The following is a 23,392-nucleotide window of genomic DNA, read 5'->3' as shown; positions in this document are numbered from 1 at the left end:
CACCCGATGACGCCCGCCCGACTCCTCACGGCGCTGTCCGTCGTCCCCGGTCTGCTCCCCCGCGCCGACCAGCGGGTGCCCCCGACCATCACGTGGGACGACGGCCCGTCCGGGCGAACCGCCGCCGCCGCCCTGACCGCCGCCGGCTTCGAGGTGTCCGAGCCGTTCTGGGCCGGCGGGCTGGTCGACGTCGGCGTCGAGCCGTGCGTGTTCCAGCGGGTGCTGCGCCCGGAGACGGCGGGCCTGCTCTGGCTGCACAGCAGCGAACCGGACACCCCCGACGGCGATGCCGCCCTGGCCCGCCGGGTGTTCGCCACCGACCTGCCGGCCGAGGGCTACCTGCCGGGCACCCACGAGGACGGGCTCGCCGTCCACCTGCTGCTCGGTGAACTGGGCCCGGCCGACTTCGGCGGCGACGACCTGTTCGACCGGATGGGCGCGGCGGTGCGGCGGGTCTTCGGCGGCCGGCCCGGTCTGGTCGAACTCGCCGGCCGCGCCGTCATCTGACCGCATGGGCGGCACCGGCGGCTTCGAGGGAATCGACGGCACCGACGGAATGGACGGCAGCCGGTCGGCGCATGCCGCCTACATCCGGGCCGTCGCCGCGGCGCTCGAGGACGCCGGGGTGCCGGTCGCCGACTGGCGGGCCGACGACGGGCCGGTCCGCGACGGATGGATCCCGTTCGACCTGGCCCGGCAGGTTCGGCTGCACGGGCGGCCGGTGTGGGACCACGATCAGGCCGGGGCCGGGTGGTCCGAGGAGCGGGGCTGGTATCTGCTCACCGTCGACGATCCGGCGGGGCGCGATGTCCGTACCGCCGAGGCTCTGGGAATCGCGATGATCGCCGCGCCGGGCGCGGTGGCCCGGAGCATCGCCGCCCTCGCCGGTCTTTCCGTCTCTCCCCCGCGCGAAGCCGCAACCTCCGGACCCGTCGCAGCCTCCGGGCCCGCCGGGGCCTCCGGATCCGCCGCCACCTCCGGACCCGTCGCGGCCTCCAGGCCCGCCGGGGCCTCCGGATCCGCCGCCACCTCCGGACCCCTCGCGGCCTCCAGGCCCGTCGCAGCCTCCGGGCCCGCCGGGGCATTCGGATCCGCCGGGGCCTTCTTCGGCCTTCCTGAGGTCGACGCCGATTTTCCCGGGCATCGCGCCGGGGTGGCCGATCCGGCGTTCGAGGCGGCGCTGCTGCGTTATTCGGCGCGTCGCACAAAGTCCGTTGACGGGTGGCGGGACGCGGCGGAAGGTCGAGGGTAGACCGACCGCAAGACCGTCGGAGGAACTCCCGTGACCCTCCTCGATGCCGGCCGCATCGTCCTGATCCTCGCCGCGCCCGCGGCGGTGGCCGCCGGGTGCCGCTACGTCCCCCGGTGGTGTGCCGCCGTGGCCGAACGCCTCCGCCCGCCGGCCCCGCAACCCTGGGGTCCGCCGATCGAACGTCTCGCCGCCGACCTGCGCCGACTACTCCGCCTGCACGGCGAGCTCGCCGCCTCGGCGCATGTGTCCCTCTGCGCCCACCGACTGTGGGCGGTCGAGGCGGCCATCGGCGCCCGGGCCGTCGAGGCGGCCACCGCGCTCGGCGTGCCGCATCCGCATCCGGACGCCGCCGCCTCGATGACCCGCACCGAACTGTCCGCGCTGCTCACCGCTCTCGCCGCGGCGGGGCTGGCGCTGCCCACGCGGGTCAGCGGCTTCACCACCGACGGCCGCCTCTGATCGCCGTCCTCATCCGGGACGGCCCTGCTCGTGGGAGGCGGCCCTGCTCGTGGGAGGCGGCCCTGCTCGTGGGAGGCGGCCCTGCTCGTGGGAGGCGGCCCTGCTCGTGGGAGGCGGCCCTGCTCGTGGGAGGCGGCCCTGCTCGTGGGAGGCGGCCCTGCTCGTGGGAGGCGGCCCTGCTCGTGGGAGGACGGCGGCGGAATGACAGGATTCCGCCGCCGCCTCCGGGCCCGGCTCGGGGTGCCCGGTGACGCACACCGCGAGGGATTCGAGGGGGCTCCTCCCCGCGGGGGTGTTTCGGGCACAGCACGGCCACCTTGCTGGGGGGCGGTGGCCGCCGAGCCGGGTGGCTCCAACGCGAACCGGTGAGGACGGCGGCGGAAGATGGGCTCCCGCCGCCGCCTCCCGACCCGACCCCGTGCCAAGAACCGCCAACCGCGAGAAGACGAGGGGGCGTCGTCTCAGCGGAACGTCTCGGGCACGAAACGGCCGCCATGTAACCGGGGGGCGGCGGCCGGGGGCCGGGTAGTCGGGGCCGCAATGAACCCGCTGGGACTTCGTCGGCCTCAGCGGGGTGCACATCCACCGTGACAGATCACCGGTCCATGATCCGCGACCACGGAGCGTGTCCTTCGCCACCCGCCGGACACGCTTGCGACACCTCTCGTTCACGCGGGTTCCGATACAGGCTGTCACCTGTTCAGGGTCACCCGCTAGTCCGTGGTTCTCCTGAAGAGAAACTTAAAAAGTCCTTAAGTCGACATCGGGACCGTCACCTCGAGGCAGCGAACGCCGTTGATCAGGGCAACGCCCGGACCCCGGCCGGAACCGCCTCCGGAGCACTGTCATAGTGACTGCTCAACCCGTTGAACCAGGACCGCCCGCAGGACGTATACCCCGATGATCGCGCTCCATCGGCGAGCTGCGGCGCCGATGCGATCCACCCTCACGGGCCGTCCGTGAGGCCGATGACGGGGACCCGCAGGGCGGTGGCGCACTGCGCAAATCCGTGGTTAACCTTCCACATCCACCACGTGGCAGGTATTGATCGCGGGACGCAGGGGGCGGCACCGGGGTGCGGAGGTGGTACAGCGTGAGGACGGTGGCACGGATGCGGCGTAGGGGCGTTGGGTCCTTCACCGGCCGATTCGGGGCCGCGTCATGAGCTTCGAAGACGACGAGTACTGGGAGGACGAGTACGACGAGTACTCCTTCATGCCCAGCTCCGCGGTCAAACAGGAGAAGCACTACACCAAACGCACCACTCCGGACCCGGTCATGCCCACCCGCCGTCGCGCGGGCGCGCCCGAGGACGGCACCCTCCGCCAGAAGCAGGCGGCCTTCGACTCCGAACGGCCCTCCTGGCTCGACGACCCCGACTTCGAACCGATCGACACGTCCGTCGACAACCTGGTCGGCGACGACTTCGACGACGTCGACTTCAACCGGCCCGAACTCGGCGTCGACTTCGACAAACCCGACTTTCCGATCGTCGACCCCGCGGCCCGCCCGGAGCTCCGGCGAGGCGGCGCGGCCCAGCGTCGCGGCGGAGACAACCGCTATGAGCGTACGGCCGACGAGCGCCGTGACGACGAACGCGGCTACGGACCGTCCTCCCGCTACCGGGACGACGCGCCACCCCGCCGTCGCTCCGACGACCCGGGACGCGGCTGGGACGACCGTCGGGACGGCACGCCGGCCCGCCGGGACGACCGGGACGGGCGCTGGGACGACCGGGAGCGGCGGCCTTCCAAGCGCAGCGACGTGCGTGATTCCCGTGACCTGCGCAACCCCCGCGACTCCCGTGACCCGCGCGCTCCACGGGACCTGCGGGACGACCGCGAGGTACGCGATTCACGCGGTGATCTGCGTGATGGGCGCGATTCCCGTGATTCGCGCGGTGACCTGCGTGATCCCCGTGACCTTCGCGGCCAGTCCCGCGACCCGCGTGACGCCCGCGACCCGCGCGGTGACGTCCGCGACCCGCGCAGCGACTCCCGCGATCTCCGCGATCCACGTGGTGACGTCCGCGACCCGCGCGACGGCCGGAACGTCCGGGACGATCTCCGCGCGCAACCCGGCGACCAGCGCGACGATTTCCGCGACCCGCGCAGCGGCTCCCGCGATCTCCGCGACCAACGCGGCGCCCGCGGCGAGGCCCGCGACCCACGCGGCGACCTCCGCGACCCGCGCGGCGACTCCCGCGACCAGCGCGATCTGCTCGACGGCCGCGGTGACGTGCGTGATCCGCGCAGCGACTCCCGCGACCCGCGTGGCGACGTCCGCGACCAGCGTGGCGACTCCCGGGACCTTCGCGACCAGCGTGGTGAGCTGCGTGACCCGCGCGACGGCCGGAACACCCGGGACGATCTCCGCGTGCAGTCGGGAGATTCCCGTGACCCGCTGGCCGGTGACGACCGGCGGGATCCTCGCGACGACCGTCGTGGCCGTGGCCGGCGGGCCATGGAGATCCGCGCCGACGAGATGTGGGACGACGAGGGCCACATCGAACGCGACGGCGACCGGCCCGGCAGCGGCCGCACCATCGAACTGGGCGCCGACGAATACTGGGAGGACACCAACCGTTCCCGCGACCGTCAGGCCCGTCCCGGCCGCGGCGGCGAGACATGGGAGGACGACGACTTCGGCCCGATCCGCCCGCCCGGCGGGCGACGTCCGCGACGCGACGAGGACGCCCGGCGGTCCGGTCCGGCACGACGCGACGACCAGGCGGTCACCGGACGCGCGCAGGTCCCGGCCTCCGGTTCGGACGATTTCGACCAGGTCTTCGGTACGGGCGACGACCGCTACCGCCAGGACCAGCGCCGCGAACCGGCCCTGCCCGCAGCCGGGGACACCCGTGCCCCGGCCGAGCCGGTAGCCCGCGACCAGGCCGAACGCCGCCCGACCGCACCCGACGACCGTGCCGCCGTCCGCCCGGACGGCGCCGACATCCTGGCCGGAGACCTCCCCGGCCGGGCCGCCACCGGCCGCACCGTCACGCCCGCGGACCTCCCCGGCCAGGCCGAGACCGGGTCCGACCGCGCTGTTCCGGGTCAGACCGGCTCCGACCGCGCTGTCCCGGGTCAGACCGGCTCCGACCGTGCTGTCCCGGGTCAGACCGAGCCCGGTCGCGGAAACGCCGCCGACCGCCGCGACACACCGGTTCCCCCGGCCGGCCAGGGGAATGCCGACGAGCGCCGCGACACACCGCAGCCGGCGGCCGGTCAGACCGGACGGGGAAGCGCCGGCGACACGTCGCCGGCCACGAGCGGGCAAACCGGGCGTGGCAGCGCCGGTGGATACCGGGACACGCCGCAGACCACGGGTGACCAGGCCGGGCGTGGAAGCGCCCCCGACCGGCGCGGTATGCCGGAGACCGAGGCGCCGACGGTTCCGACCGAGTTGGCCGGTGCCGCCGACGGTCGCGGCGCGCCGGAGGCCTCGGGTGGTCACGCCGGACTCGGGAACACCGGGGACCCGCGTGGCGCGACAGACCCCTGGGGCACCGCCCCGGAGCGGCCGGCTGCGGCGAACGCCGCGCAGGGCGAGTATCGGAACACCGGTCCGGGTGGGCAGGCCTCCGCAGGACAGCGGCCGCAGGGCGGCGCCGGCAGCGGAGCCCCGCAGGGCCAGGGTGACTGGACCACCCAAGGGCAGGGCGCCACCCCGGGGCAGGGTGACTGGACCGCGCCGCAGCCGGACACGGCGGCCGGCTGGGCTACTCCGCCCGGTGCCACGGAGTATGGGGCCGACGGGTCGGCTGGTCGGCCGGTTGCGCCGCCGGTGGTCGGTGGCAAGGCCGTTCCCGGTCAGGGTGACACGGAAAGCGCTGGGCGGGAGGCTTCCGGCAAGGCTGAGCGGAAGGGTTCGGAGCGGCGCGGGGGCTGGCGTTCGGCTGTCGCGCGGCTCGTGCCCGGACAGCGGGGCCCGGCCGCGGACACGCCCGCTGAGCCGACCGTGGATCTCAGCAGCCGGGATGGCCGGGGTCCGGGAGCAGGTCAAGGCACGAACGGCGGCGCCGCACCGGATCCGTCTGATGGGAACGGGCCGGCTTCCCCGGCGCCGACAACGGGCCCCGGGTGGTCCGGAGGGCTGAGGCGCCCGTACCGCCGAAGGTTGTCAGCGCTGCGACACCGCCTCCCGCGCCGCGCGTCATCAAGGCCGAGCCGCCGGTTGCGCCGCGTGTCGTCGCCGCTCCGGCGCCGGTTCCGCCGGCGCGCGTGATCGGTCCGAACGGACCGCAGCCCGGTCCCGCAACGGACCGCCCCGACGGGAACGCGGCTCCCGGCAACGCAACCCGTCCGGATGTGACCGGCGGCTTCGAACGACCCGCCGCACCCGGCGATGGACAATGGGGCGGCCCGGGCGGACGGCCCGACGTCACCGGCGGCTTCGAACGACCCGGCGCTCCCGGCGACGCCCGCTGGGGTGGAGGACGGCCCGACGTCACCGGCGGCTTCGAACGGCCCGGCGCCCCGACCGATCCCCGCTGGGGTGGAGCCGGTGGACGTCCGGATGTCACCGGCGGCTTCGAACGGCCCGGCGCTCCCGGCGACGCCCGCTGGGGTGGAGGCCGGCCCGACGTGACCGGCGGCTTCGAGCGGCCGGGCGAGGGTGGGGTTCCGCAGCAGCGAGCCCGGTCGCCTCGGACCGCGCACGTCTTCCTCAGTGAGGGGGACGGGCCGTGGGCCATGGTTCCGGATGCGACTCAACCGGCGGCCGGTGCGCGACCGGTTTCGCCGCCCGCTCCCGAGGGTGGCGTGGCTGGTCAGCCCGCGGCGGCCACGGCGTGGCCGCCCGCGGCCCGGCCGCAGGTTCCCGGTGACATGGGTTCGGGTGTGCAGCCGATTCCGGGTGGGGATCCGGCCGTGGCCGGGCACCCGTCGGCCGCCTGGCCGCCCGCTGTCCGGAACGCGCCCGGTCCGCACGGGCCCGGCCAGACGCCACCCGGCTCAGGAACTCCGCAGTCCGGTCCCGGCATCCCGCAGTCCGGTCCCGGTGCCCCGCAGACCGGTCCCGGCATCCCGCAGACCGGTCCCGGCGCCCCGCAAGCCGCGCCCGGTGGCGGGTACTCGGCGCCCGGTTCACCGCGGGTGGCGCCCGGTGGCGCGCCTTCGGGGCCCGGTGGCGCACATTCCGGTGTGGGACCGACGGTGTCCGGGCAGCCGCAGGCCGCTCCAGGAGCGTCCCAGGCCGGTTCCGCCGACGGCTGGAACGGCACGGGAGCCGGACGGCCCGGCGACGGGCGGAACAGTGCGGCGCCACGATCGGCACCGCCTTCGAACGATCCCGGTGGGCTGGCGAACTCGTGGAACGGCTTCGGAGCGCAAGGGGCCGCCGGTACCGCGGCTCCGGGTGGCAGCGCGCCGCGTTCGGCGCCTCCGGCTACCGGTGCCGAGGGTTCGCGGACCGGGTTCGGTGCGCCGGGTGCGCCGCCGGCCGGTGGCGCACGGAACAACGCCGGTCCGGGTGACGCGTCCAGCGTGCCCCGTTCGGCGCCGCCCGCACCGGGTGTGCCGTTCGGGCCGTGGAACGGGTTCGGACCGGCTCCGGAGACGGCGTCCCCGACGGGTGCCGCCTGGGATGGTCCCACCGGCGAGCAGGCCACCAGGGGCATGCCGGGATCGGCGCCCACCTCGGGCGGCCCACGGCATGGCGCACACGCCGCCGACAACACCGCGGCCACCACGGCCGGTGCCGGACGGGCCGGTACCGGACGGGCCGAGACCTTGCAGGGCGGTGCCCACACCGGACCGGCACAAGCTGGTACCGGACAGGCCGAGACCTCGCAGGGCGGTGCCCACACCGGACCGGCACAAGCTGGTACCGGACGGGCCGGGATTACCCCCGCCGGTCCGGCGCAAGCCGCCGGTGCGCAGGCCGGACCGGCTGGATGGAACGGTGCCACGCCGCGATCCGCGCCGCCCGCGTCCGGTGCGGCGGTCCACGGGGTGGGATCGGGTGGAACCGCGACGCCTGCCTCGGGTGCGCCCGCCGGGCAGCCTGGCTGGAACGGCACCACACCGGTCTCCCCAGCCGCCACGCCGGATGGACGTCAAGCCGGATGGAACGGGCCCACACCGGTCTCACCGGCGACGGGTCCCGCAGCGACCGGATGGAACGGGCCGACGCCCGTCTCGCCCGCGCCCGCATCGGCGGGTGACGTCCGCTCGGCCGGTGGGCGGATCGGAGCCACGCCGGTCTCCGGGGCGCCCTCGGGGGCCGCGCCGGGTGACGGGCGACAGGCCGAGGGGTCGGGGGCTACGGCTGAGCGGCCCACGGTGGCGATGCCGAAGCCCGGTACCCCGTCCGGGGCCGGGCGGGAGAAGATCGGGTTCCCGCTGAGCCGTCCGGAGCCGGTCGAGGCGGATCGGCCGTACATGGACGCCGACGGGACGCTGCACAATCTGCGGCCGATCGGTCGGCTGGAGACGTCCGGGCCGGACACCGAGCCTCGGCGCTATGCGGACACGGCGTTCGGTGGTGGCTGGTTCGTCAGCAAGGCCGGCGGTTCGAAGGCTGCCGGTGACGGCGAGCCGGACGCCGGTGGCACGGCGACCGGTGGAGCGGCGAGCAGTGACACGGCGAGCAGTGACACGGCGACCGGTGGCACGGCCGCCGGTCGCGACGGGGCTTCGGGAGTCCAGGGCGGCTCCGGTCGGCACGCCTCCAAGGCCGGCGCCGACGCGGAGCCGGCCGGTGGCGAGATGGGTGACGGCCGGGCCGCCGCCGCGGCCGGGAAGGCCGGGGAAGCCCGCCATCAGGCCGCCGACGGCCGGGCCACCGCAACCGGTGGACAGTCGGCGACGACCGACGGCGAGACGACGACCGACGGGCACCCGAAGGCAGCCGGCGAACAGCGGGCCACGGCCGAGGGACCCGCGGGCGCGAACGGTGAACGGCGGACCGGAAACGGCACGGCCGCTGAACGGCGGGCCGAGACCGACCGGGCCGGCGAACCGCAGGCCGGAGACGGCGCGGGCGCCGAACGCCAGGCCGAGACCGACTCGGGCACCGGACGGCAGGCCGGGAGCGGCGCGGGCGCCGACGGGCAGGCCGCGGCGAAGCTCGGTGCGGCCGGAGAGCAGCCGGCCGGCGGAGCAGCCGACGCGGCCCGACCGAAGCAGCAGAACGGTGCGCGGGCGGCGTCCGACGTGCCGCGCGGGCCGGACCTCGCTCCGCATCTGCCGCTGACCGCGGCCGAACTGTCGGCGATCAGATGGCGGCTGGACGGGGCGACGCTGCGGGAGGTCGTCGACAACCGGGACGCGCTGCGGGCGCTCGGGGAACGGCTCGACGGGCCGCTCACCGACGAGGCGGACAACATCGTCAAGGCGGGGCTGCTGAGCGTACGCGCGGAGGTGTACCGCCTGCTCGGTGAGCTGGGTATGGCCGCCGCGGCGAGCCGGCTGGCGCTGGCGCACGCCGAGTCGGCGCACGACCTGCAGTCGATGGTGATCGCCCAGGCGGAGCTGGCGCACGTGCTGCGACTGCGGGGTGACTACATGGAGGCCGACCGGCTGTTCCAGAAGGCGGTGGAGGCGGAGGTGTCGCCGGCGGTGCGCAGTGTGGTGCACGAGAACGCCGGGCGCAGCTGCTTCGACCAGGGGCGGCACATGGAGGCGCTGGACCATTTCGCGCGGGCGGTCCGGCTGGGCGCCCCGGAGGACACCGATCTGGTCGAGCGCATCGGGGTGTGCCTGGAGGCGGTCTACATCCACGTGTTGCGGGACGGTTGGGGCCCGTACCCCCGCAGGTCTCCGGAGATCCTGACCCCGCTGGGCGGTAAGCCGGCCGCGGACGGTGACCAGCCGGGGTGAGTCAGGCCGAGGCGGGCAGTCGCTGGGGTGGATGGGCCATCATGCTGCGGCCCCGGCCACCCTCCTTGGCCCGGTAGAGGGCCGCGTCGGCGACCTTCTGAAGTTCGTCGGCGCCGGTGGCGTGGTCGGGGAGCACGGCGATGCCGATGCTGAGGCTCGGCGGGCCGCACGGTAGTCCGGTGGTGGCGCCGACATGGGCGCGGGCGAGTTCGGTGAAGCGGACGGCCGCGTAGGGCGCGGCCCGCAGCAGCACGGCGAACTCGTCGCCGCCGAGGCGGGCGACCATGTGCCGGCGGTCCTCGGCGGCGTCGCGGAGGGCGTCGGCGACGGTACGCAGGGCGAGGTCCCCGACCGCATGGCCCCAGGTGTCGTTGATCGTCTTGAAGTGGTCGACGTCGATCATGATGAGCGCGAGCGGTTCGTGGTCGTCGGCGTCGGCGACGGCCCGGTCGAGTTCGGCGTCGAAGGCGCGCCGGTTGGCGGCGCCGGTGAGCGAGTCGGAGGTGGCCTGGGTCTCCAGCACGCCGCGTAGCCGGTCGTTGCGTTCGCGGAGGCCGGCGACGACGACGGCGGTCATCGACATGGCCACGGTGATCGCGATCCAGTCGAGCAGGGCCTGTCCGCTCTCCTGGAACTGGAAGGCGGTGAGCGCGTGCCCGGCGGAGATCTGGACGACGGTGAGGGCGATCATCCGGCGGTTGAGGAACATCGCGGCGTAGAGCAGCGGCCACAGGTAGAACAGTTGCGGACCCATGGTGGCGTCCGCGGTGCCCACGTTGAGCCCGGTGATGACGCCCGCCGACATCAGTGGCACGAGCAGCCAGAACAGTCTGGGCATGGCCTGCGGGCGGCGCAGGCAGATCAGGCCGACGGTGAACAGGATGAACGAGGTGACGGCGAGGGCGATGACCTGGCCCAGCGGGTCGCCGAGCTTCATCAGGACACCGGTCACGAAGTTGTAGGGCCCGGCGGCCAGCATCAGATAGGCGACGGCACGGGCGGCGCCGTGCATGTCGCGTAACTGATGGGCCAAGGTGTTCTCCTCCGGGTCCGGTCCGAAACCATCATTCGGTTCCGGTAGGCGTCACCTGAGGCGTTGCCCGCCGGCCCGGCGGGGACTCATTCGGTACGCAGCGCGACCACCGGATCGAGCCGGCCGGCCCGCTGTGCCGGGACCACGCCGAAGATGATGCCGACGGCGGCCGACACTCCGAACGCGAGTGCCATCGACCACCAGGTGAGGGCGGCCGGTACCGGGGTGAACCGATCGACGAGCAGGGCGGTGCCGCCGCCGAGGAGCATGCCGAGGACACCGCCGGTGGTGGTGAGTAGCACCGCCTCGAGGAGGAACTGGACACCGATGTCGCGGGGCCGGGCGCCGACCGCCTTGCGCAGCCCGATCTCCCTGGTCCGTTCGCGGACCGAGACGAGCATGATGTTGGAGACGCCGACCCCGCCGACGAGCAGGCTGATCCCGGCGATCGCGGCGAGGACACCGGTGAGTACGCCGAGGATGTCGCCGAGCACACCGAGGATCTGCTCCTGGGTGACCGCGGAGAAGTCGGTGTCCGGGTGGCGGTCGGTGAGGGCGGCGACGACGGCGGTGGAGAGGTCGCCGATCCGGTCGCGGTCGGGGGCGCGGATGGCGATGCCGTCGATGCGCTCGGTGCCGAGCAGGCGCTGCGCGGCGGTGACCGGCACGTGCACCTCGCCGTCGCGGTCGACGCCGAGGCTCTGCCCGAGCGGTTCGAAGACGCCGATCACCCGAAACCGGACTCCGCCGATGGTGATCTGCCGGCCGATCGGGTCACGGTCGGCGAACAGGGTACGGGCCAGGCCGGCACCGAGGACCGCGACGCGACGACCGGTGCTGACGTCGGTCCGGGTCAGATAGGTGCCGCGGTCGAGGTTGCGGACGAAGACGGTGGGGGTGGTCTCCAGGACACCCTGCATGCTGGCGAAACCGGTGCGCGACCCGGCGCGTACCGTCTCGCCCGAGGCGATGGTGACGGCGACCCGGCTGCGGTCGCCGACCACCCGGTTGATCGCGTCGATGTCGTCCAGGGTGAGCGGTGACGAGGTGGGCGCCGAACCGGCCTGGATGCGGCCGGGCACGACCAGCAGCAGGTTCGAGCCGAGGCCCTCGACCTGGTTCTCGATCTGCTGTTTGGTGCCGGTGCCGATGGCGACCAGGGCGACGACCGCGGCCACCCCGATGATCACGCCGAGCATGGTGAGCATGCTGCGCAGCCGGTTGGCGCGCAGCGCGTCGAGGGCGACCCGCCAGGCCTCAGCGAGTCGCACTGATCAGTCCGTCCTTCATCACGATCTGCCGGCGGGCGCGGGCCGCGACGTCCCGGTCGTGGGTGACCAGGACGACCGCGACGCCGTCGTCGACGAGCGATTCGAGCAGGGCCAGGACGGACTGGCCGGTGGCCGAGTCGAGGTTGCCGGTCGGTTCGTCGGCGAGCAGCACGGACGGGCCGGTGACCAGGGCCCGGGCGATGGCGACGCGCTGCTGCTCGCCGCCGGACATCTGGTTGGGGCGGTGGGTGATCCGGTGGGCGAGGCCGACCCGTTCGAGCATGCCGGTGGCGCGTTCCCGGCGTTCCCGGCGGCCGACACCGCGGTAGACCAGGGGCAGGCCGACGTTGTCCTGCGCGGTGGTCCGGGCCAGTAGGTGGAACGACTGGAAGACGAAACCGATGGTGGTGTTGCGCAGCTCGGCCATCTCGTTCGGGGTGAGCGTGCTGACGTCGCGTCCGCCGATCAGCAGGGTGCCGCCGGTCGGCCGGTCCAGGCCGCCGAGCAGGTGCATGAGGGTCGACTTGCCGGAGCCGGAGGTGCCGACGATGGCCACGTAGTCGCCCGGCTCGACGGTCAACGACACACCGCGCAGCGCGGGCACCGACACCCCGTCCAGCTCGTAGGTGCGGCTGACGTCGTCGGCGACGATCGCGGCCGTCACGGCGCCTTCTGACCGGCGTCGACCTGGTCGGCGCCGGCGACCACGACCCGCTCCCCCGCGCTCACCCCGGAGACGATCTGCACGGTGTCCTCACCCTGCACCCCGAGCCGCACCGGTACGGCCGTGTAGCGGCCGTCCCGGACCGTCCACACCGTGTCGTGCCCGTCGGCGGTGACCACCGCCGAGGCGGGGACGGTGACCGCGCCGGCGGCCTGGCGCACCTTGAGCCGGATCACCGCGCTCATCCCCGGTCGTGGCTCGGGGGCCGCCTCGCCGCTGTCCGCGAACGCGCCTTCGCCGAGATCGAGGCGCACCCGGTAGGAGACTCCGCCACGGGCCGAGGTGGTGGGCAGCAGGTCGACCGCCCGGACGGTGGCCGGATAGCCGGCGCCGGGCGCCGCGTCCAGCTCGACCTCCGCCTCGACGCCCTCACCGACCAGGAGCACGTCGGTTTCGTCGACCTCGGCGGTGAGCCCCAGCCGGCCGGTGTCGACCACGGTCACCACCGGGGTGCCGGCCGCGACCCAGCCGCCCTCGGGGATCGCGGTGTCCACCCCGGACATGCCACCCGACGTGCCGGTCGGGGCCTGCCCGGTCTCCAGGAGCCCGGCCAGCGAGCCGCCGCCGGACTGCGCCGGGCCGCCGAGCTGGACCACACCGGCCACCGGGGCGCGCAGGGTGAGCGCGTCGACGGCGGCGTCGGCCAACTCGTACGCCTGCTCGGCCTGCAACCGCTGGGCGGCGGAGAGGGTGCCCATCGCGCGGCTCAGTGAGGCGACGCCGCGCTCCACCGACCGCAGGGCGGTCGCCGAGGCCGCCGAGGCGGTCTCGTAGTTCTTCTCGGCCGCGTCGACCTGGTGCAGCAGCGTCTTCTTGACCTGCGGGTCGGTGATCTGCGCGGCGGCCGCCCGGGCCTGCTCGAAGGCGTCGGCGGCCTGCCGGTCGGTGCGTTTGCGGACGGCGGCGAACTCGGCGGTGCCGCCGGTGCTGATCGTGCCGCCGGCGGGGGCCCGCTCGACCGCTTCGGCGGCGGCGTCCCGACGGCGGGTCAGCTCGGGCGAGTCGATGACGGCGAGCACGTCACCCTTGCGGACCCGGCGGCCGGGCTCGGCGTGGAGCTCGCGGAGGGTGCCGGAGGCGGGCGCGGTCAGGGTCGCGGCGGTCCGGGCGGTCACCGTGCCGGGCGCCTCGACGATCTCGTCGACCGTCCCGACCTGCGCGTTGCCGAGGCGGACCGGGTCGGGGGCGTCGTCGCACGAGGCCGCGGTCATCGGGAGCAGCACCACGAGACCCGCGGCCACGATCACAACACGTGAGCGATACACGATCGCCACTCTATGCCGGGTGAAAACAGCGGGCCGCCCCCGGAGGGACGGCCCGCTGCGGTGTCACGAGACGATCAGGTGCCGGGGCGGCGGCCGAAGACCTTCACGGTCATGCCGATCTTGCCGATGCTCCAGTACTTCTGGGCGTCCTGCTGGAGGAGGTTCACGCAGCCGTGCGACCCGCGCCACTTGTCGTGGATGTAGGTCGTGGTCTGGTGGAAGCCCCGCCCGCCGATGAAGCGCTGCCAGTACGGCAGCCACACCTCGTACGGGTCGGACCACTCCTTCTTCGTCCGCTTGTTGATCGTGAAAGTGCCCGCCGGGGTCCGGTAACCCTTGTACCCGGTGCGGGTGACGGTCGGCTTGACGTACACCGCCCCGTTCTTCATCACCCACGTCGTCTGGTTGGTCAGATCGACGCAGAAGGTGATGCCCTTCTTCTTGGCCTTGCAGGCCGCCGTCTTCGTCGCCGCCAGTCGCTTGGCGACGTCGAAGGTGGTCGGGCCGGCCAGACCCTTGGCCGGCTGGATGCCGAACCGCTTCTGGAACTTGATGATCGCGGCACAGTCGGCGGGCGACTGCTTGCCGTCGACCGTCACCGTGCCGTAGCCGCCCAGCTGCTTGAGGTAGCCCTCGACCTGCTTCTGGTACTTGCCGGTCGCGCACGACGCGGCGGCCGCCTTGGTGACCACGGTGGTGGTCACGGCCGCGGTCACCGGCGCGGACGCACCGGCGCTCGCCGGCGTCAGCGCGAAAGCGCCGAGACCACTGCCGACCAGTACGGCCATGGCCGCACCGGCGAGGCGAGCGGAAACCCGTCCCCTTGCCAACGTTCCTCCCCAGGAGTTGAGGCTTGTTCGCGACAACCTCGACCCACGCAGCGCAATAGACGCCCTACGAGGTCTCCACCGTCGCGAACAAGGCTCACTTGTCCGCACATAGAAGCACAGCCAGCCCCACCTGTGGAGTACGGGGACGACCGGTGACACGAAACCGGTATGCCATCGGCATCCGGGGCCACCGGGTTGAGGTGATTCAGCTACGGGGAGTGGCGAAGTCCTGGACCCAGTAGGGCGTGTCGTCGGCGGCCAGCGCCAGCCCGACCCCCATCTGGTCGAGCCGGCAGTCCAGGATGTTCTCCCGATGGCCGGGACTCCTCATCCAGTCGGCCATCACCCGGAACGGGCTGTCCTGCCCCTTGGCGATGTTCTCGCCGTAGCGGCGCCACGGGTACCCGGCGCCCGTCACCCGGCTGCCGGCCTTCTCCCCGGCCGGTGACTCGTGGTCGAAGTAGCCGCGCCGGGCCATGTCCGAGGCGTGCCGGTTGGCGGCCTGGATCAGCCGCCGGTCCAGGGTGATCGGGTCGCAGCCGGCCTCCTTGCGCTCCTGGTTGACCAGCGCCAGGACCTGCTGCTGCACCGGCGACTGCGGGCCCGGCGCGACCGACGCGGAGGTCACCGCGGTCCGGGACGCGACGATCGGGTCGGCCCCCGGCACGGCGGCCCGGCCGGTCGGCGACTCCAGTTCGGACCGTCGGTGGGGTTTCGTACGGACCGGCGCGTCGCCCCATCCGGACACCGGCGGCCGCCCGGACGGAGCGACGTCGGGTGTGCCCGGTGGCGCGTACGCCAGCGCCGGGGTGGCACTCCCGGGGACCGCCAGCGCCGGGGTGGCAGTCCCGGAGACCGCCAGCGCCGGGGTGGCACTCCCGCAGACCGCCAGCGCCACCACAGCCAGCCCGAGTCCCACCGCAGGTCCACGCATGTCCACCGTCGATCCCTCCGCTTCCACGGCCCAGCCGGTCCGGGCCGTCCAGAGATGACCAACGGCCCGGCCAGCGGAAACGGAACGGAACCCGGATCAGGCATGTCGCACAGCCGCACAGGATTCCGGCGTTCTTCCGCCTATCGGGGTAATCCACTCAGTCCGATCTCCTCACCCCTCCGGTGGTCCCGGCCGTAGGTTCGCCGTCGCTACGGTTTCGCGGTGCGCAACCGCTACCTGGACACGCTCCGTGCCGCGGCGATCGTCCGGGTCGTCGTCTATCACCACTTCGGGTGGGCGTGGCTGTCGCTCGCGCTGCCGGCGATGGGCGTCATGTTCGCGGTGGCCGGGTCGCTGACCGCCGCGTCCCTGGACCGCCGCGCGGCCGGTCCGGTGGTGCTGTCCCGGCTCCGCCGCCTGCTGCCTCCACTGTGGCTGCTCGGCGCGGTCGTCGTCCCGGCCATGATCACCACGGGCTGGACGGTGGAACCGGCCCGGCTCCTGCTGTGGATCGTGCCGCTGGCCGACCCGCCCGGCAGCGAAGCCGCGATCGACGCCTGGGAGCCGCTCTGGTACATCCGCGCCTACCTGTGGTTCGTGCTGCTCACCCCGCTGCTGTACGGGCTGTGGAAGCGGGTCGGCTGGGCACTGGTGGCCCTACCGATCGCCGGGCTGGTGGTCCTCGACAAGACCGGGTTCACGCTGCCGGACGCCGCCGACTCGGCGATGTGGGATCTGGTCACCTACGGCGCCTGCTGGATCGTCGGGTTCGCGCACCGGGACGGCCGGCTGGCCCGGCTGCACCCGGCCATCGCCTTCTGGGGCGCGATCGGGCTCGGCGCGGCCGCCCTCTACTGGCAGAGCGGGCATCAGGGCGAGGACGCGTGGGACCTGAACGACGTGTCCGAGTCGCAGGCGCTCTGGTCGCTGGCCTTCGTGCTGCTGGTGTTGCGCTGGCAGCCGGACATGACCCGGTTCGCCGCGATCCGGCCGTTGGACCGGCTGGTCAGCCTGCTCAACGGGCGGGCCGTCACCATCTACCTCTGGCACAACATCGCGATCGCCGCGATCTGGCCGGTACTGGAATTCACCGGGCAGGACGACCTGGGCCGCCTGGAGGGCCCGGTCACCCTGGCGATGACCGTCCTGCTCACCGGGGTGGCGGTGGTCGCGTTCGGCTGGGTCGAGGACCTGGCGGCGGGCCGGTCACCCCGGCTGTGGCCGACCTACCAGGCGCCCCGCGCCCAGCCGGCCGCCGGAGAGACGCCCGGTGAGCGGCGGACCGCCGGAGAGACGCCTGGTGAGCGGCAGGCCGTTCCGGAGCCGTCGGCCGGGGATCCGATCACCGAGCGGATCATCCGGGACACGCCGCCGGGGGCGCCGTGCCCTCCGCAGCAGGGCCGCCGGTACCTCTCCGAGGACCCGGTCACCGAGCGGATCATGCGGGACATGCCGGTGGCCGGGCGACCGCCGGTCCAGCCGCGGGGGCACGAGGGTGTGCCGTGGGCCGGGAACACCGCCCCCCAGCAGGGCGGGCCGCCGCTGCCGCTGCGGTTCGACGGGCGCGACGGCGCCCACTGAGCAGGCTGTCCCGGCGCGCGGAGGGCGGCCACGCGCCGGGACAGCCGGCACCTCGAAAAGCCGGACGACCCAGACCCCGGAAAGCCGGACGACCCGCACCCCGGGAAACGGGCGGCCGACTGCTCGCAGAGTCCGGCAAACCGGGTCGGCCGAAACCCGCCGGAAACCCGAAAGGGCCAGGTCAGACGGGATGCGTACGGCGTACCCCCGGAAAGTTTTGAAAGCGAGCGAAGCTCGCAAACCGATGGCTAGCCTGAGGCCGTGGGGGGGCTGCCGGGCGGTGTGCTGACTCCGGCGCTGGACGCCGGAGTCGCCGCGCTGGTCTTTCGGGCCGGGCCGCTCTACTGCGCGCTGCCGCTCGGCGAGGTCATCGAGACCATGCGCCCGCTGCGCACCAGGCCGCTGGCCGGCACCCCGTCCTACGTGCGCGGGCTGACCATCCTGCGCGGCGCGCCGGCTCCGGTGATCGACATGACCAGGCTGCTCACCGGCGTCGAGGCACCGGTCGACAGGTATGTGGCGGTGCGCGCCGGCCGCGGTCCGGTCGCCTGCGCCACCGGCCCGGTGCTCGGTGTCCGCGACATCGAGGTGGAGCCGCCGGAGGGGCCGGCCGCACTGTTCACCGGAGTCTCCAAGGCCCTGATCGCGGCGGTCGGCACGGTCGGAACCGAACCATTGCTGCTGCTGCACAGCATCGCCGCGGTGCCCGACGAGGTGTGGGAGGCCGCCGGTGGCACGCCACCGGCGGCCCCGTCATGATCAGCGCGGCGTCGCTGACCCGGTTCCGGGAGCTGCTGCAACGACGCCTGGGCTGGACGTTCGCCGACCACGATCTGGGGCCGACGGCCGAGGTGCTGGCCGCCCGGGCCCGCGCACACGGGCTCACCGACCGGGAGTACCTGGACCGGCTGACCGGACGCCGCTGGACCGCCGAGGTGGCCGAACTGGCGAGCGCGTTGAGCATCACCGAGACGTACTTCTTCCGGCACGAGGAACAGTTCCGGGTGCTGCGCGAACGGGTGCTGCCGGAGATGATCGAGGCCCGGGCCGGGCAGCGGGTGCTGCGGCTGCTGTCGGTCGGCTGCTCGTCCGGGGAGGAGGCGTACTCGCTGGCCATCGCGGCGATCCGGGCGCGGCCGGGACCGGACTGGATCGTGACGGTGACGGGTGTCGACGCCAACCGGGAGATGCTGCGCCGGGCCCGGGACGCGGTCTACTCGTCCTGGTCGTTGCGGGACACCCCGGAGGACGTACGCCGCCGCTGGTTCCGGCCGGTGGAGGACGGTTTCCGGGTGGCCGACGAGGTGACCGGCACGGTCCGGTTCGTCGAGCACAACGTCGCCGGTGACGACCCGCAGCTGTGGCATCCGGCCCGCTACGACGTGATCTTCTGCCGGAACCTGCTGATGTACCTGACCGCCGAGGTCGCGGCCGAACTGATCCACCGGATGACGCGGGCCCTGACCGACGGCGGGTTCCTCTTCCTCGGGCACACCGACTCGCTGGGCAGCCGCCCGGACGGCCTGGACGTGTGCCATGCCAACGGCACCGTCTACTACCAGCGGCGAGCCGTCGCCCCGGTCCGCGGGGAGACCCCGGCCCCGCCGCCGCGGCGGATCCCGGCCGCCGCTCCCCCGGCGCCCGCGGCCCGGGCGGTCACCGACCACGGCGACCAGCGGCGGGTGCTCGGGCTGATGCGCGACGACCGGTTCGCCGAGGCGCTCGACACGGCCGGCGACGCCGACTCGCTCACCCGGGGTGTGCTGCTGGCCCAGCTGGGCCGGGTCGACGAGGCCCGGGACACCGCGAACCGGCTGCTGCACGCCGGTGGACCGCAGGCCGACGCCCACCATCTGCTCGGGGTCTGCCACGAGCTGGACTGCGCGGAGCTCGCGGTCGGACAGTACCGGCTGGCCGCCTACCTGGATCCGCAGTTCGCGATGCCCCGGCTGCGGATGGGACTGCTCGCCCGGCGGCGCGGCGACGACCGTGGGGCGGCCGACCATCTGACCGCCGCGCTGGAACTGCTGACGAGTGAGAACGAGGAGCGGATCGTGCTGTTCGGCGGCGGGTTCGGGCGGCTCGCGCTGACCACCCTGTGCCGTACCGAACTCGACGCGTGCGGGGTCCGCCGATGATCCGGGCGACCACCGTGGCCGAGCGGGTGGCCCGGCTGCGGGAGGACTTCGACAGGTCCTTCGCCGAGCCGGCCCGCGTCTTCGACGACGAGAACATCGAGCTTCTGGCGGTACGGGCGGGCGAGCGGCCGTACGCGATCCGGCTGGACCAGTCGTCGGGCGTGCATCCGGACCGGCCGGTGACCGCGCTGCCGACCACGGTCCGGGCGCTGCTCGGGGTGGCCGGCTACGCGGGTGCCGTGGTCCCGGTCTACGACCTGGCCGCGCTGCTCGGCCATCCGATCCCGCAGCGGCCCCGCTGGCTGCTGCTCACCACCGGCGCACCACCCCTGGCCCTGGCCTTCCACGAACTGGACCGGCACCTGCGGGTCCCGGCCACCGACGTGATCGACGGCGGAGACGGCGGCGGACGGCCGGGCTGTCTGCACGGCATGGTGCGCCTGGACGACGGCGACCGGCCGATCGTGGACGTGCAGGCCACCCGAGAGCTCGTACACCAGTTGGCCGGACACCGGCCCGTCCCCGAGGAGATCCGATGATGGCCGGACGCACCTACGGCGGGAAACTGGCGATCGGTGTCGCCATCACCGTCACGCTGACCCTGCTCACCATCGTGACGTCGGTGATCGGACTGGTGTTCGTGGTCAAGGCGAAGGACGCCGCGATCGCGTCGGCTACCGACGACCTGACCGGTGCCGAGAACCTGAGCCGGATGATGGAGATGCGGATCGCCGACTACCGGGCGTTCCTGCTGAACAAGTCGACCGAGAACGCCGACCTGACCGGTGCCGACCACGAGTCGTTCCGCCAGTTGCTCAGCGAGTTGAGCGCCAGCATCGAGTCACCGGCCGCGCAGGCGAAACTGGCCGACATCGCCGCCCTCGACGACCGGCACGCGGCGGCCACCGCCGAACTGATGGCCAGCCGGTTGCAGACCGACGACATCCCCACCATCGACCGGCTCAACGACACCAAGGTGGTGCCGATCCGCAAACCGCTGCAACAGGCGCTGGCCGACCTGATCGGAATGGTCCGGGCTGACGTCGCCGCCGACCGGGAGGCCTCGTCGACCCGGGCCACCCAGGCGATCGCCCTGGTCATCGGCCTGGGTGTGCTGACCACGATCAGCGCCGTACTGGTCGCGCTGCGGCTGAGCCGGGACCTCAAGCGTGAGGTCGGCACCGCGGTCGGGCACATCCAGAGCTCATCGGCCCAACTGGAGGCGGCCGCCGCGCAGCAGGTGAACGGCGGCCGGGACCAGGCCAGCGCGATGAGCGAGATCACCACGACGATCAGTGAGCTGCTGATCACCTCCCGGCAGATCGCGGACACCGCCCAGCGGGTGTCGAAGATCGCCGAGGAGACCGAGGCGGCGGCCCGGGCCGGGGACGCGACGATCGACCAGACCCGCACGTCGATCGGCACGATCCGCTCCCAGGTCGACCAGATCGTCCAGCACATGCTCGCGTTGGGTGAGAAGTCCCAGCAGATCGGCCTGGTCGTGGACCTGGTGTCGGAGCTGGCCGAGCAGACCAACATCCTGGCCATCAACGCCACCATCGAGGCCAGCGGGGCCGGCGAGTGGGGGCGGCGGTTCGCGGTGGTGGCCGAGGAGATCCGCAAGCTGGCCGACCGGACGGCGGCGTCGGCCAAGGAGATCCGGGCGCTGATCGAGGACGTCCGGGGCGCGGTCAACACCACGGTGATGGCCACCGAGATCGGGGCGAAGGCGGTCGACGCCGGGGCCCGGAAGTTCGACGACGCCACCAACTCGTTCCGGGAGATCGTGCAGCTGGTCGCCACCACCAACGACGCCACTCGGGAGATCGAGCTGTCCACCAAACAGCAGACCACCGCGGTCGAGCAGGTGAACGTGGCCGCCTCGGACACCGCCCGGGTGTCCCGGGAGACCGAGGCCAGCGCGGTACAGACCAAGCAGACCGCCGCCCATCTCAGCACCCTCTCCAGTGACCTGCTGGAAATGGTCGGTACCGGGCGCCACTGATGGCCGAGAGCAGCAGGGATCCGCTCCGATATTTCCGGATCGAGGCGCGGGAGCTGGTCGACCAGATCAGCGCCGGGGTGCTCGACCTCGATCAGCGGGCCGGGCCGGAGGTGGTCGCGAAGCTGCTCCGCTTCGCGCACACGCTCAAGGGCGCGGCCCGGGTGGTCAAGCAGAAGGACATCGCCGACCGGGCACACGCGTTCGAGGAGGTGCTGGTCCCGCACCGGTCCGGGGAGACCGCGCCGGCCGCCGAGGAGATGCGCGAGCTGCTACGGCTCAACGACGAGATCACCTCGTTCGTGGCCGCCATGGAGAACCCGCCGCCCGCTCCCGCTCCGGCGCCGTCGCCGTCGCCCGCTCCGGTCGCGGTGAAGGAGCACGAACCGGTCGAGCCGGCCACCCAGCGGGCCTCCACCCAGGATCTCGACGAACTGCTGGACGCGATCGGCGAGACCAACACCCGGATGGCGCCGCTGCGGGCCGGCTGCGCCACCGTGGAGCGCCTGTACCGGTCCGCCGAGAACCTCGCCGACCAGCTGCGCCTGGGCCGGGGCACGGCGACGGGCACCGTCCGGACCGCCGCCGAACGGCTCGCCGGGGACCTCGGGTCGGCCAGTCGCCGGTTCACCGACGCCGTCGACCAGATCGAACGCGAGCTCGACGACGTGCGGGCGAAGGCCGAGGGGCTGCGGCTGGTGCCGGTCAGCTCGGTGTTCACCGCGCTGCGTCGGGCCGTCCGGGACGCCGCCGACGCCGAGGGCCGGAAGGTGCGGTTCGCCGCCCGGGGCGCCGGAATCCGGATGGGCGCGCACCTGCTCGGCCCGGTCAGCGGTGCGTTCCTGCACGTGGTCCGCAACGCCGTGGTGCACGGGATCGAACCGGAGGACGTGCGGCTCGCGGCCGGGAAACCGGCGGAGGGGACGATCACCGTCGAGGTCGAGCGGCGGGGGCGGTTCGCGGCGTTCCGGTGCCTCGACGACGGGCGCGGCTTCGATCTGGACGCGTTACGGCGTACCGCTGAGGATCGTGGTCTGCTGCCGCCCGGCGGCCCGCCGCCGGACGTCGACGATCTGCTGCGGCTGGTCCTTCAGGGTGGCATCAGCACCTCGCCGTCGGTGACCGAGGTGGCCGGTCGCGGCATCGGCATGGACGCGGTCCGCGAGGTCGCCGCCCAACTGCAGGGCGAGGTGACGGTACGCAGCACGCCCGGCCGTGGCGCCACGGTGGAACTGGTCATCCCGCTGGCCCTGCTGGCGATGACCGGCCTGATCGTCGAGGCCGGCGCCACCGTGGCCACGTTGCCGCTGGACGCGGTCCGGGCGTGTGTGCGCCTGGGCGCCGACGAGGCCGCGGCCGCCGTCGCCAGTGGGCGCCTGGTCCACGAGGACACCGCCGCCCCGTTCCTGCCGCTGGCCGAGGCCCTGTACGCCGGTTCGACGGTCCCCGACTCCCCGGGCATCGGCGCCGCGGTCGTGGTGAACGGCCCGGACGGTGTCTTCGCCATCGGCGTGGATCAGCTCGCCGGCACGTCCGCCCTGGTCGCCCGCCCGCTGCCGGATCTCGCCCCGGCGTCGCCGGTGATCGGCAGCGTCGCCGTCGACGCGGACGGCAACCCACGGCTGGTGCTGGATCCGGCCGGGCTGGCCGAGGAGGTGCTGCGCAGCCACCAGGGTGCCCGGCCGTTGCCCGCGGCCACCGCCGAGCCGCTGCCGATCCTGGTGGTCGACGACTCGCTGACCACCCGGATGCTGGAACGCAGCATCCTGGAGTCGGCCGGATACCAGGTCGACCTGGCCGCCTCCGGTGAGGAGGGTCTGGAGAAGGCCCGATCCCAGCGGTACGGGCTGTTCCTCACCGACATCGACATGCCCGGCATCGACGGGTTCACCTTCGTCGAACGGACCCGCGCCGACCCGAAACTCGCGGCCGTGCCGGCGATCCTGGTCAGCTCGCGGGCCAGCGTCGCCGACCGGGACCGCGGGCGTGCGGCCGGGGCCAGCGCCTACGTGGTCAAGGGCGAGTTCGACCAGGAGCAACTGCTCGACCACATCAGGCGTCTGGTGGTGCGGTCATGACC

At 73.7% G+C, this 23,392-nt stretch carries 16 protein-coding genes and 1 pseudogene; 11 read left to right on the top strand and 6 right to left on the bottom strand.

All coding sequences use genetic code 11. The features are described from left to right. Positions 1–6 precede the first annotated feature (6 nt). The 5 genes from Q0Z83_RS03500 (at position 7) to Q0Z83_RS03480 (ending at position 9,534) form a co-directional block, all read left to right on the top strand. Positions 7–507 (top strand): hypothetical protein, encoded by a 501-nt coding sequence (locus Q0Z83_RS03500; protein WP_317792316.1) that lies wholly within the window; start codon positions 7–9, stop codon positions 505–507. Between the two features lie 4 nt (positions 508–511). After that, on the top strand, positions 512–1,252 hold the full coding sequence (locus tag Q0Z83_RS03495) for a DUF6292 family protein (protein WP_317792315.1): 741 nt from the start codon (positions 512–514) through the stop codon (positions 1,250–1,252). Between the two features lie 30 nt (positions 1,253–1,282). Further along, positions 1,283–1,711, top strand: a complete 429-nt coding sequence (locus tag Q0Z83_RS03490; RefSeq protein WP_317792314.1) for a hypothetical protein — start codon at positions 1,283–1,285, stop codon at positions 1,709–1,711. A gap of 1,161 nt (positions 1,712–2,872) precedes the next feature. Next, the gene (locus tag Q0Z83_RS03485; RefSeq protein WP_317792313.1) at positions 2,873–5,938 is read left to right on the top strand and encodes a hypothetical protein; all 3,066 of its coding nucleotides are present in this window, start codon (positions 2,873–2,875) and stop codon (positions 5,936–5,938) included. Positions 5,939–8,001: 2,063 nt separating this feature from the next. Continuing rightward, positions 8,002–9,534 carry a hypothetical protein gene (locus Q0Z83_RS03480; protein ID WP_317792312.1) on the top strand — a complete coding sequence of 511 codons (1,533 nt, stop codon included), beginning with the start codon at positions 8,002–8,004 and terminating at the stop codon, positions 9,532–9,534. 1 nt (position 9,535) lies between these two features. Here Q0Z83_RS03480 and Q0Z83_RS03475 read toward each other — a convergent pair whose 3' ends face one another. The 6 genes and pseudogenes from Q0Z83_RS03475 to Q0Z83_RS03450 form a co-directional block, all read right to left on the bottom strand. Beyond that, a complete protein-coding gene (locus Q0Z83_RS03475; RefSeq protein ID WP_317792311.1) occupies positions 9,536–10,567 on the bottom strand; it encodes a GGDEF domain-containing protein in 1,032 nt (343 codons plus the stop codon). An 86-nt stretch (positions 10,568–10,653) separates the two neighbouring features. After that, positions 10,654–11,838: an ABC transporter permease gene (locus Q0Z83_RS03470; protein WP_317792310.1), complete on the bottom strand. Its 1,185-nt coding sequence runs from the start codon at positions 11,836–11,838 to the stop codon at positions 10,654–10,656. Further along, positions 11,834–12,502 (bottom strand): annotated as a pseudogene (locus Q0Z83_RS03465) (ABC transporter ATP-binding protein); the annotation flags it as partial. The pseudogene Q0Z83_RS03465 and the gene Q0Z83_RS03470, both read right to left, overlap by 5 nt. Next, complete coding sequence (locus tag Q0Z83_RS03460; RefSeq protein ID WP_317792308.1) at positions 12,499–13,827, bottom strand: efflux RND transporter periplasmic adaptor subunit; 1,329 nt, start codon at positions 13,825–13,827, stop codon at positions 12,499–12,501. The gene Q0Z83_RS03460 and the pseudogene Q0Z83_RS03465, both read right to left, overlap by 4 nt. 74 nt (positions 13,828–13,901) lie before the next feature. Beyond that, positions 13,902–14,615 (bottom strand): L,D-transpeptidase family protein, encoded by a 714-nt coding sequence (locus tag Q0Z83_RS03455; protein WP_317792307.1) that lies wholly within the window; start codon positions 14,613–14,615, stop codon positions 13,902–13,904. 247 nt (positions 14,616–14,862) lie between these two features. After that, complete coding sequence (locus Q0Z83_RS03450) at positions 14,863–15,591, bottom strand: CAP domain-containing protein (protein WP_317792306.1); 729 nt, start codon at positions 15,589–15,591, stop codon at positions 14,863–14,865. Positions 15,592–15,813: 222 nt separating this feature from the next. Between Q0Z83_RS03450 and Q0Z83_RS03445 the strand changes: the two genes are divergently transcribed. From Q0Z83_RS03445 to Q0Z83_RS03420, 6 genes are all read left to right on the top strand, one after another. Then, on the top strand, positions 15,814–17,172 hold the full coding sequence (locus Q0Z83_RS03445) for an acyltransferase family protein (RefSeq protein ID WP_317792305.1): 1,359 nt from the start codon (positions 15,814–15,816) through the stop codon (positions 17,170–17,172). Positions 17,173–17,433: 261 nt separating this feature from the next. Next, positions 17,434–17,931 carry a chemotaxis protein CheW gene (locus Q0Z83_RS03440; protein WP_317792304.1) on the top strand — a complete coding sequence of 166 codons (498 nt, stop codon included), beginning with the start codon at positions 17,434–17,436 and terminating at the stop codon, positions 17,929–17,931. After that, positions 17,889–19,310, top strand: a complete 1,422-nt coding sequence (locus Q0Z83_RS03435) for a CheR family methyltransferase (RefSeq protein ID WP_317792303.1) — start codon at positions 17,889–17,891, stop codon at positions 19,308–19,310. The genes Q0Z83_RS03440 and Q0Z83_RS03435 overlap by 43 nt, the downstream gene beginning before the upstream one ends. Next, positions 19,307–19,849, top strand: coding sequence for a chemotaxis protein CheW (locus Q0Z83_RS03430; protein ID WP_317792302.1), 543 nt, complete (start codon positions 19,307–19,309; stop codon positions 19,847–19,849). Before Q0Z83_RS03435 ends, Q0Z83_RS03430 begins: the two co-directional genes overlap by 4 nt. Further along, positions 19,846–21,315 carry a methyl-accepting chemotaxis protein gene (locus Q0Z83_RS03425; protein ID WP_317792301.1) on the top strand — a complete coding sequence of 490 codons (1,470 nt, stop codon included), beginning with the start codon at positions 19,846–19,848 and terminating at the stop codon, positions 21,313–21,315. Before Q0Z83_RS03430 ends, Q0Z83_RS03425 begins: the two co-directional genes overlap by 4 nt. Next, the gene (locus Q0Z83_RS03420) at positions 21,315–23,390 is read left to right on the top strand and encodes a hybrid sensor histidine kinase/response regulator (RefSeq protein ID WP_317792300.1); all 2,076 of its coding nucleotides are present in this window, start codon (positions 21,315–21,317) and stop codon (positions 23,388–23,390) included. The genes Q0Z83_RS03425 and Q0Z83_RS03420 overlap by 1 nt, the downstream gene beginning before the upstream one ends. Positions 23,391–23,392 lie beyond the last annotated feature (2 nt).

Source organism: Actinoplanes sichuanensis, from assembly GCF_033097365.1.
GTDB classification, from domain to species: Bacteria; Actinomycetota; Actinomycetes; order Mycobacteriales; family Micromonosporaceae; genus Actinoplanes; species Actinoplanes sichuanensis.
This window is presented reverse-complemented; position numbering and strand designations above follow the sequence as displayed.

Excerpts from the sequence above, each read along its gene's own strand:
- Q0Z83_RS03500 (WP_317792316.1), top strand. The coding sequence starts at position 7 with ATGACGCCCGCCCGACTCCTCACGGCGCTGTCCGTCGTCCCCGGTCTG.
- Q0Z83_RS03450 (WP_317792306.1), bottom strand. The coding sequence starts at position 15,591 with ATGCGTGGACCTGCGGTGGGACTCGGGCTGGCTGTGGTGGCGCTGGCG.
- Q0Z83_RS03485 (WP_317792313.1), top strand. The coding sequence starts at position 2,873 with ATGAGCTTCGAAGACGACGAGTACTGGGAGGACGAGTACGACGAGTAC.
- Q0Z83_RS03495 (WP_317792315.1), top strand. The coding sequence starts at position 512 with ATGGGCGGCACCGGCGGCTTCGAGGGAATCGACGGCACCGACGGAATG.
- Q0Z83_RS03430 (WP_317792302.1), top strand. The coding sequence starts at position 19,307 with ATGATCCGGGCGACCACCGTGGCCGAGCGGGTGGCCCGGCTGCGGGAG.
- Q0Z83_RS03480 (WP_317792312.1), top strand. The coding sequence starts at position 8,002 with ATGCCGAAGCCCGGTACCCCGTCCGGGGCCGGGCGGGAGAAGATCGGG.
- Q0Z83_RS03425 (WP_317792301.1), top strand. The coding sequence starts at position 19,846 with ATGATGGCCGGACGCACCTACGGCGGGAAACTGGCGATCGGTGTCGCC.
- Q0Z83_RS03455 (WP_317792307.1), bottom strand. The coding sequence starts at position 14,615 with ATGGCCGTACTGGTCGGCAGTGGTCTCGGCGCTTTCGCGCTGACGCCG.
- Q0Z83_RS03420 (WP_317792300.1), top strand. The coding sequence starts at position 21,315 with ATGGCCGAGAGCAGCAGGGATCCGCTCCGATATTTCCGGATCGAGGCG.